Source organism: Terrabacter sp. Soil810 (assembly GCF_001429645.1).
In the GTDB taxonomy this organism is placed as follows: Bacteria; Actinomycetota; Actinomycetes; order Actinomycetales; family Dermatophilaceae; genus Terrabacter.
Genome location: NZ_LMSW01000014.1, coordinates 507,955 through 522,876, shown reverse-complemented (window position 1 = coordinate 522,876; position 14,922 = coordinate 507,955). Strand labels below are relative to the sequence as shown.

General features: G+C 74.2%; 15 protein-coding genes. 13 read left to right on the top strand and 2 right to left on the bottom strand.

Annotation, left to right across the window (positions count from 1 at the left end):
• Window positions 1-54 precede the first annotated feature (54 nt).
• The 5 genes from ASG96_RS20770 (at window position 55) to ASG96_RS20750 (ending at window position 3,995) form a co-directional block, all read left to right on the top strand.
• The gene (locus ASG96_RS20770; protein ID WP_056755284.1) at window positions 55-1,050 is read left to right on the top strand and encodes a helix-turn-helix transcriptional regulator; all 996 of its coding nucleotides are present in this window, start codon (window positions 55-57) and stop codon (window positions 1,048-1,050) included.
• A 57-nt stretch (window positions 1,051-1,107) separates the two neighbouring features.
• Window positions 1,108-2,106 (top strand): peptidoglycan-binding protein, encoded by a 999-nt coding sequence (locus ASG96_RS20765; RefSeq protein ID WP_056755282.1) that lies wholly within the window; start codon window positions 1,108-1,110, stop codon window positions 2,104-2,106.
• A 133-nt stretch (window positions 2,107-2,239) separates the two neighbouring features.
• The gene (locus ASG96_RS20760; RefSeq protein WP_056755279.1) at window positions 2,240-2,560 is read left to right on the top strand and encodes a DUF2853 family protein; all 321 of its coding nucleotides are present in this window, start codon (window positions 2,240-2,242) and stop codon (window positions 2,558-2,560) included.
• Between the two features lie 118 nt (window positions 2,561-2,678).
• Entirely contained in the window at window positions 2,679-3,668 is a 990-nt protein-coding gene (locus tag ASG96_RS20755) for a hypothetical protein (RefSeq protein WP_056755276.1), read from the top strand.
• Window positions 3,669-3,752: 84 nt separating this feature from the next.
• A complete protein-coding gene (locus ASG96_RS20750; RefSeq protein ID WP_057589187.1) occupies window positions 3,753-3,995 on the top strand; it encodes a hypothetical protein in 243 nt (80 codons plus the stop codon).
• An 18-nt stretch (window positions 3,996-4,013) separates the two neighbouring features.
• On the opposite strand, the gene ASG96_RS20745 is transcribed toward ASG96_RS20750, so the two are convergent.
• The gene (locus ASG96_RS20745) at window positions 4,014-4,958 is read right to left on the bottom strand and encodes a DUF3800 domain-containing protein (RefSeq protein WP_082591921.1); all 945 of its coding nucleotides are present in this window, start codon (window positions 4,956-4,958) and stop codon (window positions 4,014-4,016) included.
• A gap of 159 nt (window positions 4,959-5,117) precedes the next feature.
• On the opposite strand from ASG96_RS20745, the gene ASG96_RS20740 reads away from it, so the two are divergent.
• Both ASG96_RS20740 and ASG96_RS23445 read left to right on the top strand, forming a co-directional pair.
• Complete coding sequence (locus ASG96_RS20740; protein ID WP_057589186.1) at window positions 5,118-5,831, top strand: B12-binding domain-containing protein; 714 nt, start codon at window positions 5,118-5,120, stop codon at window positions 5,829-5,831.
• Between the two features lie 71 nt (window positions 5,832-5,902).
• On the top strand, window positions 5,903-6,079 hold the full coding sequence (locus ASG96_RS23445) for a hypothetical protein (RefSeq protein WP_157611085.1): 177 nt from the start codon (window positions 5,903-5,905) through the stop codon (window positions 6,077-6,079).
• Here ASG96_RS23445 and ASG96_RS20735 read toward each other — a convergent pair.
• Window positions 6,063-6,992, bottom strand: coding sequence for a LysR family transcriptional regulator (locus ASG96_RS20735; protein ID WP_057589185.1), 930 nt, complete (start codon window positions 6,990-6,992; stop codon window positions 6,063-6,065). The two genes, ASG96_RS23445 and ASG96_RS20735, sit on opposite strands and share 17 nt — an antisense overlap.
• 72 nt (window positions 6,993-7,064) lie before the next feature.
• Here ASG96_RS20735 and ASG96_RS20730 point away from each other — a divergent pair, with 72 nt between their 5' ends.
• The 6 genes from ASG96_RS20730 to ASG96_RS20705 all read left to right on the top strand — a co-directional run bounded on the left by ASG96_RS20730 (window position 7,065) and on the right by ASG96_RS20705 (window position 14,921).
• Window positions 7,065-8,354 (top strand): MFS transporter, encoded by a 1,290-nt coding sequence (locus tag ASG96_RS20730; RefSeq protein ID WP_057589184.1) that lies wholly within the window; start codon window positions 7,065-7,067, stop codon window positions 8,352-8,354.
• Complete coding sequence (locus tag ASG96_RS20725; RefSeq protein WP_162262062.1) at window positions 8,323-10,512, top strand: acyltransferase family protein; 2,190 nt, start codon at window positions 8,323-8,325, stop codon at window positions 10,510-10,512. The genes ASG96_RS20730 and ASG96_RS20725 overlap by 32 nt, the downstream gene beginning before the upstream one ends.
• Before the next feature lie 156 nt (window positions 10,513-10,668).
• Entirely contained in the window at window positions 10,669-10,908 is a 240-nt protein-coding gene (locus ASG96_RS20720) for a helix-turn-helix domain-containing protein (RefSeq protein ID WP_056755259.1), read from the top strand.
• A 100-nt stretch (window positions 10,909-11,008) separates the two neighbouring features.
• The gene (locus ASG96_RS20715) at window positions 11,009-12,316 is read left to right on the top strand and encodes an SWIM zinc finger domain-containing protein (RefSeq protein ID WP_057589182.1); all 1,308 of its coding nucleotides are present in this window, start codon (window positions 11,009-11,011) and stop codon (window positions 12,314-12,316) included.
• On the top strand, window positions 12,313-13,833 hold the full coding sequence (locus ASG96_RS20710) for a DUF5691 domain-containing protein (RefSeq protein WP_057589181.1): 1,521 nt from the start codon (window positions 12,313-12,315) through the stop codon (window positions 13,831-13,833). Before ASG96_RS20715 ends, ASG96_RS20710 begins: the two co-directional genes overlap by 4 nt.
• Complete coding sequence (locus ASG96_RS20705) at window positions 13,830-14,921, top strand: AAA family ATPase (RefSeq protein ID WP_057589180.1); 1,092 nt, start codon at window positions 13,830-13,832, stop codon at window positions 14,919-14,921. Before ASG96_RS20710 ends, ASG96_RS20705 begins: the two co-directional genes overlap by 4 nt.
• Window position 14,922: the final 1 nt, after the last annotated feature.

Genomic DNA, 14,922 nt, shown 5'->3' with positions numbered 1-14,922 from the left:
TCCACCCTGACGGCTCGGGCCGTCGCCCACTAATCTTTCGGACGGAGGCGAAACATGGGAACGTGGCGGATCTCGGCCGACCTGCTGGCGCGGAGTCGCTTCGTCGTGTCCCCACGCATCGAGACGGTCGCCGCCCTCAACGACCTCGTGCGTCCGAGTGACGCCGCGGGTCGGGCCTTCGCGGCAGCCCACCGCGAGTCCTTCGAGGCGATGCTCGACGAGCACCCGGTGCGGCGGGCCGTCCTCGAGCACAGCTGGCGCCGGGGGTGGATCTCCGACTGGCTCGCACTCCCGCCCGACGGTCCGGGCCGCAGTTTCGCCGACGAGGTCGACGACGTGCGAGCCTTGGGGGACAAGCGAGTTCGCGCTCACCTGCGCGAGAGCAGCCCCGAGACGTCCCTGCCACGCAGCCTGAGCCGACCGGGCACGGCCGAGCACGCAGCCCAGCTGCTCGAGTGGGTGTGGACCCACGCGCTCGCCACCGACTGGGCGCGTCGGGAGCGCATCCTGCGCGCCGACATCGTCTCGCGCACGGCTCGCCTCGCGACCCACGGCTGGGCAGCCGTGCTGCGCGACCTCGGCCGCGACCGCGAGTGGCTCGGCGACGGGCAGCTGCGGATCAACCGCTACGACCTGCCCTCACGCGTGCTCGACGACGACGCCGACCTCTACTTCGTGCCCGCGCACGGGACCGCGACGTGGGTCGGCTGGGACCTCCCACGCCGCTACGCCATCTACTACCCCGTGACCGGAGCGCTCGCCGAGGTGGACGGCCAGGCCGACGACGGGCTCGAGCGGCTCGTCGGTGTCGCCCGCGCCCGGCTGCTGCGCAGCCTGGACGGACCCTCGAGCACGAGCGCGCTCGTCGCCCGCACGGGTATGCCGCTCGGCTCGGTCGGCGACCACCTCAAGGTGCTGCTCGCGTCCGGCACGGTGCTGCGCCGACGGTCTGGACGCGAGGTGCTCTACTGGCGCACCTCCCTCGGCGACGCCCTGGTGGCGTCCGGCCGGGGAGTCCTCCCCATGTACCGCAACGCCGCCCGCCCCTAGCGTCGGCGCTGCGGACGCGCCCGCGTCCACGCCACCGACACACGCTCAGGGGTAGTCATGTGTGAGCTCCACGAAACCACCGGTCCCGCCGTCGGCCGCCGCACGCTGATCCGCGGCGCGGGCGGCCTCCTCATCGGGGGCGGGCTCGTTGCCGCCACGGCGACCGCCGCTCAGGCCGCGACGTCGCAGAACGGCTGGCCGGCCGGATCGTCGTCCGTCGTGCCACTCAGCACCCTGTCGGTCGGGGCCGCGACCTTCCCCGCCGGCGTCCGCCGGGGCGACGTGCACGTCGTGCTCGGCTACGTCGCGCGTCGGTTCAACAGCGAGGTCGAGGCGCTCGTCAAGGGCTGGTGCTGGGGCCACAGCTACCGCGTCATCTCGGGCAGCACGTCGCTGTCGAACCACTCGAGCGGCACGGCCATCGACCTCAACGCGCCGCGCCACCCGCTCGGCACGTCCGGCACCTTCACGGCGACGCAGCGCTCGCACATCCGCTCGATCCTCAGCTCCTGCAACGGAGTGGTCCGCTGGGGCGGCGACTACTCGGGCCGCAAGGACGAGATGCACTTCGAGATCAACGTGCGCCCCGGCGACGCCCGGCTCGCGGCCCTCGCCCAGCGCATCGGCGGTGGGGTCGGCACGCCGACACCCGCGCCGATCGCCTGGACGACGGTCAGGCGCGGCGCGAGCGGCTTCCGCGTGACGGCCATCCAGCACCTGCTGCGCCAGCGCGGCTTCAGCCTCACCGTGGACGGCTCGTTCGGCCCGACCACGCAGAGCCGCGTCATCTCCTTCCAGCGCTCCAAGGGCCTCGCCGCCGACGGCGTCGTCGGCCCGAAGACGTGGTCGGCGCTCGTCGTGTCCGTCAAGCGCGGCTCCACCGGGCAGTCCGTCGTCGCGGCGCAGAAGCTGCTGACGCACCGCGGCTACACGCTCACGGCCGACGGCGTCTTCGGCGCGATGACGGCGACGAAGACCCAGGCCTTCCAGCAGTCCCGCGGCCTCACGGCCGATGGGGTCGTGGGGGTCCGCACCTGGGCCAGGCTCACCGCCTGACGCGTCCGACCGGCCTGGGAGCCGGCGTGCAGGAGCCTCGGGGTGAACATTCACCCCGGGGCTCTTCTCAGGCGACCGCCGCGGGTTTAGCGTCGCTCGTGTTCCAGCCATTCAACGAAGAGGGGCACGGCACATGGCAGAAGACTGGGCAGCAGACGTCAGGAAGTACGCACCCGACGCCGACGACGCCGCGATCAAGGGCATCGTCCGGCACTGCGGCATCGCACTGCAGAAGCGCGACTCGGCACTCGTGGCGTTCACCGACAAGGCCGAGACCGACCGCGTCCGCGACGGCTTCATGAAGAAGAAGCTCGCACTCACCGACTCCGACGCCGACCTCGACGCCTCCCTGGCAGAGGTCGGTCAGGTGCTCAAGGGCGACCACACGAAGAACCGCGTCACCGTCTACTACCTGCTGGCCGAGAAGTACGGGAAGCTCGACCTCTTCCGCTGACCGAGGTTCGCGACCCGTGCGGGCGCGGGTGTGCCGCGGCCACTGCAACGACACACCCGCGTCAAAGGTTCACCGCCCGACCCTCGATTTCTGGGCGGCCGTGCGCCCAGCATGGAGGATGGACAACCACAACGCCGTGCACCATGGCACTCCTTCGCGTCGCCTCGTCCTCGGCTCGGCCGCTGCCGTCGCCGTCACCGCCCTGACCACTCCCGTCGCCTCCGCCGAAGAGCGCCGCGGGGGCGGCCTCCCGTCGAGCATCGACCTCCCGGTCGGGACCCGCCCCGAGGGCATCACGTCCGGTCCGGGTCCCTCCTTCTACGTCGGGTCGGTCGCCGACGGGCGCATCGTCACCGGCGACCTCCGCACCGGTGCGGTCCGCACCCTGCTCGCCCCGGAGGCCGGCAGGTCGCTGCGCGGCCTCTACTTCGACCACCGGACCGGGCTCGTCTGGGCGGTCGGCTCCCTCGGCACCGTCGGACACGTCTGGGCCGTGGACGCCCGGTCGGGTGCCGTCGTCGGCGACACGGTCGTCCCGGGTGCGGGCTTCCTCAACGACCTCGTCGTCACCCGCCAGGCCGTGTGGGCCACCGACTCGAACGTCGACCGCCTCACCGTCGTCCGGCTCACCCGCCAAGGCCGTCCCTCCGGCGCCCCGGCCGAGTTCGTGGCCCTCACCGGCGACTGGCCGACCAGCCCTCCGAACACCTTCAACGCCAACGGTATCCGCGCCCTCCCCCATGGACCCGTCGTGCTCAACCACAGCCGGGTGGGCGGGCTCTGGCAGGTCGACCCGGGGTCGGGCGTGGCCCGTCCCATCCCCGTCACCGGAGGACCCCCGATCACGAGCGGCGACGGGCTGGAGCTCGTGGGCCGGACGCTCTACAACGTGCGCGGGAGCGGACCGCAGGACGTCAGCGTCGTGCGGCTGCGCCGCGACGGCGGCGGATGGCGGGCCCGGTGGGTCGCCACGCTCACCGACGCCGCGCTCGACGTCCCGTCGACCGCGACGGCCGCCCTCGGGTCGCTGTGGGTCGTCAACGCGCGCTTCGGGATCCCCTCGCCCGACACCGCGCCCTTCTGGGTCACGCGCCTCCCCACCGCCTGACGACTGCGTATGCCGTCGGGTCCCCTGCGCGCGAGGGTGCACAGGACCATGGACCCGGCGGCAGTGCAGGCGCACACTGGATGGATGGACACGCGCCGCAGCAGGCTGACCCGTCGGAGCGCCCTGACCGCCGTCGCGGGCTCGGCACTCGTCGCCCTCACGGCTCTGGCCGGATCGACGGCCGCCGCCGCACCTCGGGCGGTGACCCCTGCCGCCCCTGTCGTCACGACGTCATTCGCGGACGTGCGCCTGCCGTCCGTGTCGACCCCGCACCAGGTGGCCACCCGGGCCGGGTCGTGCAGCGTCTCGATGATGAGCGACCTCTGAGGCCCTGACAGCCCGGCTTCACGGCCAGGCGTCGGGCCAGGTCGAGCGTGCGCTCACGTACGGCGCGATGAGGTGCACGAGTCCCGGATCCGCCTGTCCCGCAAGCACGTGCGAGGCGATCCGTCGGGCGGCGCCGGCGAGGAAGTCGGCCATCTGCACCCGCGGGTCGTGCTGCGAGTCGACGAAGCTGATGCCCTCGAGCGCGTCCGAGGACCCGTCGGCGGTCGCTCCGACGGCCGCGCGGATCGCCGCGTCGGTGAGCGTCGCCTGCACGTCGTGGACCACCCAGAGGGGGCGACCCGCCGCACCCCAGTGGCGCAGGACCTCGGCGAGCGCCGGCACGATCGGGTCGAGCGCCCCACGTCCGCGCGCCACGAGCACGAGCAGGCTCTCGGAGTCGGCGGGGACGCCGGCGGGCAGGTCCGGCGCGACGTCGACGAGGTCGGCGAGGCCGGTCCGGAGGGCGCACGCACTCGCCGCAGCCTCGTCGAGCGAGCGGGCCCGCACGACGTCGTTGAAGTCGGCGAGCACGGCCTCCCAGCCGTCCCTTCCCAGCCGACGCATCGCCGTCCGGTGCAGCACCTCGGCCCGCCGGGCGAGGTCGGGACCCGCAGCGGACTCCCCGTCGAGCAGGAGCACCATGCGTCCGGTCAGGTGCAGCGCCTTGTCGGTGAGGTGGACGTGGGCGTGACCGAGCAGCGGGCCGTCCTCCCCGAGCAGCCAGTCGAGCAACCGGCGGTTCTGCGGCCGCAGGACGACGCTGGCCTTCACCTCGGTCGCGGGTGAACGGGCCTCGACGCGCACCCGCTCGATCGTGGCGAGCGCGGCCTCGGTCGTCACGTCGACGCTCGCGTGAGCGAAGGTGTCGGTGCTGCCGTGGACGAGCTTCTCCCCCTCCGAGCCGGACTCGTCGCACGCCACCTCGAGGAGGGTGGTGGGGCGCGTCGGCGCGGAGGACGGCATACCCCCATCCTGTGGGCGCGCGGGGGCGCGGCCAAGCGACTTTGCGACGACAGGGCACGATTCGGTCACGGCCGTGGGGGACGAGCTCGCACTGGGTACGTCGCGTCAGTTCTGACCCGAGCCGCGAGCCGGGTCGCCGACCCCCGCGAGGAGCACGCCATGACGACGCCGCGCCGCACCACGCCCCGAGAGTGGATGAACCGCCTCGAGGCGACGCTCGAAGCCTTCGACGAGACGGGTGGCCACCGCGTCCTCAGCCAGGTCTTCGACGAGCTCGGCGTCGAGGACGCCCTCTCGCACGTCGTCCTGCCCTATCTCCACGAGGTCGGCGAGCGCTGGTCGACCGGGTCGATCGGCGTCGCCCAGGAGCACGTCGCGAGCAACGTCCTGCGCTCGCGGCTCTCCGTGCTCATGGGTGCCGGGGAGCGTCCCGAGGGGCCGCTCGCCGTGCTCGCGTGCATGCCGGGCGAGCACCACGAGTTCGGTCTCATGGCGACCTCGATCGTGCTCTCGCGCCTCGGCTGGCGCACCTGCTACCTCGGTGCCAACACGCCCACCGCCGAGCTCGCCATGACCTGTCGCACCCTCCGGCCGGCAGCCGTCGTCGTCGCGGCACACCGGGCCACCGCCTTCGCCGCCAACGCGCCGGCCCTGCGCCGCGTCGCGAAGTCCACGACGGTCCACCTCGCGGCCCCCGGCGCCACCGCCGACGTCGCCGAGCTGTGCCACGCCAGCCGTCTCGACGGCGATCCCGTCCGGGGTGCCCGCACCCTGCACGAGGACCTCGGCGTGCCCGCTCCCTCATCGACGAGTCCACGGCAGTCTGATCGCGCGCCGGTGTCGCACCGACGCACCCGTCCACGGCTCGCGTGACCTGCACGGCGATAGGCTCGTTTGCCGTGCCCGGCCACCGTGATCCGCAGGACCCGACCGATGGAGCTCCCATGAACGCAGGACCGACCGGCCCCCAGGACCTCGTCGAGCAGGTCGGTTCGGAGCCCACGGAGGGCGAGGGGCGCCGGGGCCGCGACCAGCGGATCGGGCTCGTCTTCGCCGGCATCGCGGCGGCTGCCCTCCTCGTCGGCGGCCTCATCGCCGTGGTCCTCAGGATGGCCGGCTGAGCGCGGCGAGCGCGACCGGCCGCCCCGACCGGGCGACGAACTCCTCGAAGGCCCCGACCGTCGGGTCGTGGGCGGGGTTGCGCACGATCACGCCGATGGTCCGCTGCGCCTGGGGGTGGTCGAGCCGGACGGGCACGACGTCACCCTCCGGGGCGAAGTCGGGCAGGATCGCGACACCGAGGCCCGCGCCGACGAGTCCCCTTGCGGTGTGGACGTCTTCGGCCTCGAAGGCCACGCGTAGCGGCACGCCCACACCGGCGTAGATCTCCTCGACGCGTCCGCGCAGGCCGAAGCCGGTCTTGAGGACGATGAGCTCGTCGCGTCCGTCGGCGGCGAGACGCTCGACCGAGACCGAGCCGGCACCAGCGGCCGGGTGCGAGCGGTGGACCGCGACGACGAGCGGCTCGTCGTAGAGCACCGTCGTCGACGCACCGGGCAGCTCCGGGGGCGACGCGACGAGCGCGACCGTGCAGCGTCCGGCCTCGATGTCGTCGAGGGCCTTGCGCCGTGAGCCCTGAGCGAGCTCGAACCGGACCCCCGGGAAGCGGTCGCGGAAGCGTCGGATGAGCGCCGGGACGACGGCCTCGCCGAGCAGGGTCTGGAAGGACAGGCCGACGGTGCCGTGGCCGACGACGCTCGACCGGGTCACGACGTCGACGCCGCGCTCGAGCGCCCCGACACCCTCCTGGGCGAAGGGCAGCAGCGCGCGGCCGGCCGCGGTCAACGCGATCCCACGGCCGTCGCGCTCGACCACGGGCGTGCCGAGGAGGTCGCCGAGCCGGGCGAGGGCCCTGCTGACGGTGGGCTGCGGCATACCGAGGACGGCCGCCGCGGTCGTCACCTGCCCCACCTCGGCGACGACGACGAAGACGGGCAGCAGCCTGACGACGGCGCGGAACTCGGCAGGTCTCATGCCCAGAGCGTATGAGTCGAGCCGGTGGTATGCATTGGTGCGGCCCGCCAGCCGCGACCTAGCGTCGAGCGCATGACCTGGGCCGGACACCTCCCCGCGAGCCGCGAGTACCGCCGCATCCTCGTCGGGCTCGGCGCCGCGGGCATCGCGACCTTCGCGCAGCTCTACTCCCCGCAGGGCCTGCTCCCCACCCTTGCCCGCGGCCTCCAGGTCAGCCCCGCCGACGCCGCACTGTCCGTCTCCCTCGCGACCCTGGGCGTCGCCGTCGCCGTGCTGCCGTGGTCGTGGGTCGCCGACCGGGTCGGCCGGCTGCGGGCCATGCAGGTCGCCATCGTCGCCTCGACCGTGCTCGGCGTCGCCGTCGCGCTCGCGCCCGGGATCGAGGCCCTCCTCGTCCTGCGGCTCGTCGAGGGCATGGCGCTCGGCGGGCTCCCGGCACTCGCCGTCACCTACCTCCACGACGAGGTGCACGCCCGCCACACGGCGGCCGCGGCGGCTGCCTACATCTCCGGCACGACCATCGGCGGCGCGGCCGGACGGCTCATCGCCGGACCCCTCGCGGGAGTCGTCGGGTGGCGCCCGGCCCTGCTCACCGTCGCCGCCGTGTGTGCCGCCGCGTCCGTCGTCTTCCTGCGCCTCATGCCGCGTCCGCGCGGCTACCGGCCGACGACCGCCGCCACCGCGCGCACCGTCGCCGACGGCATACGCACGAGCCTGCGCGACCCGGCGCTCCTCGCGCTCTATGCCCAGGGCGCCCTCCTCATGGGCGGCTTCGTGGGGGTCTACAACTACCTCGCCTTCCGCCTCGAGGGCCCGGAGTTCGCGCTGCCGGCGACGGTCGGGTCGCTCATCTTCGCCGCGTATGCCGCGGGCACCGTCAGCTCGCGCCTCACCGGCCGCTGGGTGCCGCGTCTCGGACGGCGCCGCGTGCTCGTCGGGGGCACCGTGACCATGGTCGGCGGCGCGCTGCTCACGCTCTCGGGCGCGCTGCCGGTCGTCGTCGTCGGCCTGCTCGTCCTCACGGCCGGCTTCTTCGCCGCCCACGCCACGGCCTCCGCGTGGGTGGGCGCCCGCGCCGCGACCGGCCGGGCCCAGGCGACGGCGCTCTACAACGTCGCCTACTACAGCGGGTCGGCCCTCGTCGGCTGGCTGCTCGGCTACGCCTGGTCGGGTCGCGGGTGGGCGGCCGTCGTCTGCGCCGTGGTCGTGCTCGCCGTCGCCGCCCTGGCCCTCGCGGTCACCGTCCTGCCCGGCCCGACGTCCGGCCCGGAGCGCATCGGCACCGGCGTTACCGCCTCCCCGGAGGCTCGCACGGTGCATGCTGTCCCGCATGAACGACGGTCCGGTGGGGGGACCGCGTAGGGCGGACATCCAGGGCCTCCGGGCCGTGGCCGTGACCGCCGTGATCGCCTTCCACCTCTTCGGCTGGCCGAGCGGCGGCTACCTCGGGGTCGACGCCTTCTTCGTCGTGTCCGGATTCGTCATCACCGCGGTCCTCGTCCGCGAACGGGAGCGATCGGGACGGATCTCCCTGCGTGCCTTCTGGATCCGCCGGGCGCGGCGCATCCTGCCCCTCGCGCTGCTCGTCATCGCCGCAGTCGTCGCGATCGCGCCGTGGGCGTGGGCCGGCGCCAAGGTCGCGTCGATCCACACAGATGCACTGTGGGCGATGCTCTTCGCCGCGAACTGGCACTACGCCGCCCGCGCCGACACCTACTTCGACGCCGGCTCCGCGCCGTCGCCGCTGCTGCACTACTGGTCCCTGGGGGTCGAGGAGCAGTTCTACGTCGTGTGGCCCCTGCTCGTCGTGCTCGCCGTCGCCGTCGCGGGCGGCATCCGCCGGCACCGGACCGCGGTCGCCGTGCTCGCAGCGCTCGTCGGCGGGGCCTCTCTCGTGTGGGCGATCGTGCAGACCACGTCCGACCCGACCACCGCCTACTTCTCGACGCTGACCCGCGCGTGGGAGCTCGCGCTCGGCGCCGCGCTCGCCACGGTGCCTGCGCGGGCCGTGCGCCTGGCTCCCGCAGCCCGCACCGCGCTGTCCTGGGCGGGCCTCGCGACGGTCGTGACGGCATACCTCCTCGTGACGCCGGAGACGGGCGTCCCCTGGCCGGCGGCGCTCGGGGTCGCGCTGGGGACGGCGCTCGTGCTCGTCGCGGGGATCGGCGCGGCGGCACCCGCTGCGGTGCTGCTCACGAACCCGGTGAGCGGCTACCTCGGCGACATCTCCTACGGGCTCTACCTCTGGCACTTCCCACTCGTCGTGCTCGCCCCGGTCGTGCTCGCGACCTCGGGGGCGACGAGCGCGGCGATCGTCCTCGCCGGGACCCTGGCGCTGGCCGTCATCTCGCACCACCTCGTCGAGCGCCCGGTCCTCGACGCGCCGCGGGTGCGGCGGCGCGGCATGCTCGCGGCCGCCCTGGCGCTCGTGCTGCTCGTCGTCGCGGTCGGCGGCGCGGCATCGACCCGCCCGGACCTCTTCGGGGGCGGGACTGTCGTCGCGGCCGACGACCCGGACGGCGCGGTGCCGCCCCCGGCCGGCGAGGTGCCCGACGCGACGGCGACGACCGAGGCGCCGTCGCCATCTGCGACCACGCCCGCCCCGTCGCCGACGACCTCCGCCAAGGCCACCGCAGCACCGAGGCCCACGCCCACGGGCTGGCAGCCGATCCCTCCGGGCAGGACGGGAACCCGCATCGAGAACGGTCTGCGTGGGGCCCTCGCCTCGGGCTCGTGGCCGGCCGACCTCAACCCCTCGCCGGACCAGTGGCAGACGACCGCCGACCAGCGCGCCGCGATGAGCGCCTGCGTCGCCACCGACGCCGAGGACCCCGAGTCGTGCACCTTCGGCAACCGCTCCGCTCCCGAGATCATCGTCTACGGCGACTCCATCGGCTTCCCGCTCCTCGCGACCGTCGAGAAGGCCTACGGCAAGACCTACAAGGTGCGCGGGATGACGAAGATCGCGTGTGCCGTCAACGGCGTCGACGCCAACTACGGCAAGGACGAGTGGGCCGTCCCCTGCGTCAACCACCGCAAGATGGTCCTCGACTACGTGCGGCGGGTGAAGCCGAAGGTCCTCATCATGACCGAGACCTACTCGTGGGCGGTGCGGCTCAAGTCCAGGGCGAAGGGCACGGCGTCGGCGAAGGAGTGGCTCGCCGCCGACCAGGCGTTCGTCGACTCGGTGCGCGGCAGCGTCGGCACCGTCGTCATCGTCGCGCCGTCGATGCCCGGCGTCGCCTTCCTCGACTGCTACCGGCCGGGTGCCTCGCCGAGTCGGTGCGTCACCGGCATCCCGACGTGGTGGGCACGGACGCGCGACGTGGAGAAGAAGGTGCGGGGCGCGGTCTTCGTCGACACGACCCACTGGTACTGCGTCGACGGGCGCTGCCCCATCTTCACGACGACGACGGGGACGGTGCTCAAGGGCGACTACCTCCACACGTCGGTGCAGTACGCGCGCCAGCTCGCCCCCGACCTCGCCTACCTCCTCAGGGCGTCCGGCGTCAGGCTGTGAACGCCGTGACGGGCAGGTCGCGCTCGTCGTCGGTGCGATGGCCTCCGGACAGGCGCTCCGCTCGGGAATGCGGCCAACTGCCCGAAAGAGGACCCATTGTGGGTAAGTTCGTCACCATCGTGCCGGGGGGCGCGCGACACGGGGGAGACGAACAGCATGACGAGACGGCACGGGTCCGACGACGACCGCGAGCTCATGGCACCGCACGAGGTCGCCCGCATCTTCCGGGTATCCCCGGCCACCATCACGCGCTGGGCGCGCGTCGGCCTCCTGCCGTCGACCCGGACGCCCGGCGGCCACCGGCGCTTCGAGCGGGCCAACGTGCTGGCGCACCTCGAGCGGCTCGTCCGCGAGGGTGACGCCGACCGCACCCGCAGCTCGGGGGGCGAGGCCTGACCCCGGGCAGCGGGCGCTGGGCACCGGACACGCGCACCCGTCGACACGGCATACGCCCGTCCACCCGGGTGTGGGAGGTGTCGGTCATGATGTGCGAGTCATGACGCGATGGACTTCCCAGCAGGTGGCCGGCCTGGCTCCCGACGCATCGTCGCTGGCCGCTGCCCGCAGGCTGGCGCGCCCGGGCCCGTGGTCCGACACCGGGTCCACCGAGACGCTGCTCTGGGGCAAGTGCCAGGGCTCCGGCAAGACGCCCTACCAGGTGAGCATCGACCTCACGGGCCCTGCCTTCCGGTGCTCGTGCCCGAGTCGCAAGTTCCCGTGCAAGCACGGGCTCGCGCTCCTGCTGCTGTGGGTCGACGGGTCGGGCTCGGTCGCGGATGCCGCCGAGGCGGCGGGGTTCGCGCTGGAGTGGGCGGCCGAGCGGTCGGCGCGTGCAGGGGCGAAGGCCGCGGGGGACGCCGCGCGCCCGACGCGGACGCCTGACCCCGTGGCGGCGGCGAAGCGGCTCGAGGAGCGGCTGACCCTCATGGACGACGGCATGGACGACTTCGCGCGCTGGCTCACCGACCTCGCCCGCAGCGGCACGGCGGCCGCGCGCCACCAGTCCTACGCGTGGTGGGACGGCACGGCCGCGCGCCTCGTCGACGCGCAGCTGCCCGGGCTGGCCGACGACGTGCGCTCCGTCGGCGGCGCCGTGAGCGGGCGACCCGACTGGGCCGAGCGCCTGCTCGTCGCCCTCGGCCGGTGGTGGACCGCCACCCGGGCCTGGTCCGCCCGCGCGTCACTCGACGAGGCGCAGCTGGGCGACCTGCGGGCCTACCTCGGCTGGTCGACGACCACCGAGTCGGTGCGCCGGGCCGACGCCGTGACCGACCGCTGGCTCGTCCTCGGTGCCCACCGCACCGACGACGGCCGCCTCCAGCAGCAGCGGACCTGGTTGCGCGGCGCCGCGACCCGCGAGACGGTGCAGGTGCTCGACTTCGCGGCGGGGGGTCAGGTGCTTCCGGTCGCGCGCGTCGTCGGCTCGAGCCTCGACGCGACCCTCGCCCGCTACCCGGGCGCCGCGGTGCGCCGGGCCCTCTTCGTCGACGAGCCCGCCGTCGCCGACAGCGGCGTCGGTATGCCGTCCGGTGCGTCACTCGAGGACGCGCGGTCGGCGGCGGCCGAGGCCTGGGGCCTCAACCCGTGGGCGCGCCGCATCCCCGTGGTCCTCTCCGACGTGCGGGTCGGCGTCGACCGGGTCGTCGACGGGGACGGGGCGAGCGTGGCGCTCACCGACGACGCCGACGTGTGGTCGCTGCTCGCCCTGACCGGGGGCGGTCCGGCGCGCCTCTTCGGCGAGCTCGAGGAGTCGCGGCTGCGGCCGCTCACGGTCGTCGTCGACGGCGAGGTGGTGGGCCTGTGAGCGACCTCGACACGTGGTGGCGCGACGTCGGCAACGCGGCGCTCCTCGGCACGGCGCGGCGACCGGTGCCACCGCTGCCCGACCTCGGCCGGGCCGGGGTGCTGGCCTCCGCTGAAGGGAGGCCCCGCGAGGAGGCCCTCCTCGACGCCGCCGCGCTCGGAGGTGCGGCCCTGCGGGCCGGGCGCCGCCTCGAGCACGCCGACCCACCCGACGCGGCGCCCGACGACCGGCGTCCCGTCTCCCCTCGACTGGCCGTGCAGCTCCTCGAGCTCGTCATGACCCAGCCGCCGGCCGGGGCGGCGCAGCGCACCGGTCTGCTCGTCCACTGGCTGCAGGCCGCCGACGACTCCGGCTGCCGCGTGCCGCACGCCCTGTTGCCGACGTTGCTCGCCCTGGCGACCGGGGCGCGCGAGCTGCGCCGCCCGACGGCCGCGGTGCTCGACGAGCGTGGACGCTGGCTGGCGGGTCTGCGCGACGAGTGGTCGTGGGTCGAAGGGGCGGCGGCGGGCGCCGAGGCGCGCACCGCCTCTCGCACCGAGGGCACGGCGCCCGACCCGGACGAGTGGGCGCGACTGCCCTCGCCCGATCGCATCGCGGTGCTCGCCGGGGTCCGCGCCCACGACCCGGGAGCGGCCCGCGAGCTGGTCCGCCTCACGTGGTCCACGGACTCGGCGCGGGACCGTCGCGCACACCTCGAGGCGCTGCGCATCGGGCTCGGCCCCGACGACGAGTCCCTCCTCGAGGTCGGCCTCGACGACCGTGCGGGCACCGTGCGCGAGGCCGCGGCCGAGCTGCTCGACGCCCTGCCGGACTCGGCCCGGGCCGCCCGCATGGCCGCCCGGCTGCGTCCCCTCGTCCGACGCACCGGTCTGCTCGGCCGCGGCGTCGAGGTGACGCTGCCCGACGAGCCCGACCCGGCTGCACTGCGCGACGGTCTCGGCAAGCCCCCGCCCCGACGCTCTGCACGTGGGTGGTGGCTCGAGCAGATCTGCGCGGGTGCCCCGCTCGAGATCTGGGTCGAGCTGGCCGGCGCCGACCCGTCAGCGACCCTCAAGCGGCTCACCGACGCGCAGGCGACGGACGTGCTGGCCGGCATACGCCGTGCGGCGCGCTCCCGCCGCGACCCCGAGTGGGCGGCCGCGCTGCTCGAGCGCGGCTGGGACGCCGCGCTCGTGCCCGCGCTGCCCCGCGAGCCGCGCGAACGCGTCGTGCTGAGGCGTGTCGACGCCACGTCCGAACGCGCCCACGAGATCGGGGCGGTCGTCGGCTCGGTCGACCCGCCCTGGTCGGCCGACTTCAGCGTCGCGCTCGTGTCCCGCCTGCGTGCGTCGAAGGTCGGGTCGACGATGGTCGTCGCGTCGATGCCGCACCTGCTCGCCGGGCTGCACCCGGCTGCCCTCGACCCCCTCGAGCGCTGGATCGAGTCGACCGGGGCCGACCAGATCCTGCTGACCAACCTCCGTAACCTGCTCCAGTTCCACTCCGTCAAGCGATCGATCACCGAGGCCTTCAGATGAGCGAATCCCCCTCTCCCACCATGGTCCTGCGGGCACACGCGGAGGACGAGTACGCCGCCGAGCTCGCTGCCCTCGCCGCGTCGGACGACCGGCCGCGGCCGCCGCGCTGGCGGCTGTCGCCGTGGGCGGTGACGACCTACCTCCTCGGCGGCACGCTCGACGACGGCACGGAGATCACGCCGAAGTACCTCGGGTCGCGACGGCTCATGGAGGTCGCCGTGGCCTCCCTCGCCACCGACCGGGCGCTGCTGCTCCTCGGCGTCCCGGGCACGGCCAAGACGTGGGTCAGCGAGCACCTCGCCGCCGCGGTGAGCGGGTCGTCGACGCTCGTCGTCCAGGGCACGGCGGGCACGCCCGAGGAGTCGCTGCGCTACGGCTGGAACTACGCGCGGCTGCTCGCCGAGGGGCCGACCCGCGGTGCGCTCGTCCCCAGCCCGGTCATGCGGGCCATGGAGATGGGCACGCTCGTGCGCATCGAGGAGCTGACGCGCATCCCGGCCGACGTCCAGGACGCCCTCATCACGATCCTCTCGGAGAAGCACCTGCCGATCCCCGAGCTCGACTCCGAGGTGCAGGCACAGCAGGGCTTCAACGTCATCGCGACGGCCAACAACCGCGACAAGGGCGTCAACGACCTGTCGTCGGCCCTCAAGCGCCGCTTCAACACCCTCGTGCTGCCCCTCCCCGACACCCTGGCGCAGGAGGTCGAGATCGTGCGCACCCGGGTCGACTCCCTCGGCCGGTCCCTGCCCCCGGGGCTCGAGTCCCTCGCCGAGATCGAGCGCGTCGTCACGATCTTCCGCGAGCTGCGCTCCGGCGTGACCGCCGACCAGCGCACGACCGTGAAGTCACCCTCGGCGACGCTGTCGACGGCCGAGGCCATCTCGGTCATGACCAACGGGCTGTCGCTCGCCGCCCACTTCGGCGACGGCGTCGTCCGCGCCGACGACGTCGCGGCCGGCCTCGTCGGGGCGGTCGTCAAGGACCCGGTCCAGGACCGCATCGTCTGGCATGAGTACCTCGAGACCGTCGTCAAGGACCGCACCGAGTGGACCGACCTCTACCGCGCGTGCCGCGAGCTCGGCTGAG

Bases quoted from the DNA above. Each gene is read 5' to 3' on its own strand.
- ASG96_RS20715 (WP_057589182.1), top strand. From the start codon at position 11,009: ATGACGCGATGGACTTCCCAGCAGGTGGCCGGCCTGGCTCCCGACGCA.
- ASG96_RS20705 (WP_057589180.1), top strand. From the start codon at position 13,830: ATGAGCGAATCCCCCTCTCCCACCATGGTCCTGCGGGCACACGCGGAG.
- ASG96_RS23445 (WP_157611085.1), top strand. From the start codon at position 5,903: ATGAACGCAGGACCGACCGGCCCCCAGGACCTCGTCGAGCAGGTCGGT.
- ASG96_RS20735 (WP_057589185.1), bottom strand. From the start codon at position 6,992: ATGAGACCTGCCGAGTTCCGCGCCGTCGTCAGGCTGCTGCCCGTCTTC.
- ASG96_RS20760 (WP_056755279.1), top strand. From the start codon at position 2,240: ATGGCAGAAGACTGGGCAGCAGACGTCAGGAAGTACGCACCCGACGCC.
- ASG96_RS20770 (WP_056755284.1), top strand. From the start codon at position 55: ATGGGAACGTGGCGGATCTCGGCCGACCTGCTGGCGCGGAGTCGCTTC.
- ASG96_RS20720 (WP_056755259.1), top strand. From the start codon at position 10,669: ATGACGAGACGGCACGGGTCCGACGACGACCGCGAGCTCATGGCACCG.
- ASG96_RS20745 (WP_082591921.1), bottom strand. From the start codon at position 4,958: ATGCCGTCCTCCGCGCCGACGCGCCCCACCACCCTCCTCGAGGTGGCG.
- ASG96_RS20725 (WP_162262062.1), top strand. From the start codon at position 8,323: ATGAACGACGGTCCGGTGGGGGGACCGCGTAGGGCGGACATCCAGGGC.
- ASG96_RS20740 (WP_057589186.1), top strand. From the start codon at position 5,118: ATGACGACGCCGCGCCGCACCACGCCCCGAGAGTGGATGAACCGCCTC.
- ASG96_RS20730 (WP_057589184.1), top strand. From the start codon at position 7,065: ATGACCTGGGCCGGACACCTCCCCGCGAGCCGCGAGTACCGCCGCATC.
- ASG96_RS20765 (WP_056755282.1), top strand. From the start codon at position 1,108: ATGTGTGAGCTCCACGAAACCACCGGTCCCGCCGTCGGCCGCCGCACG.
- ASG96_RS20750 (WP_057589187.1), top strand. From the start codon at position 3,753: ATGGACACGCGCCGCAGCAGGCTGACCCGTCGGAGCGCCCTGACCGCC.
- ASG96_RS20755 (WP_056755276.1), top strand. From the start codon at position 2,679: ATGGACAACCACAACGCCGTGCACCATGGCACTCCTTCGCGTCGCCTC.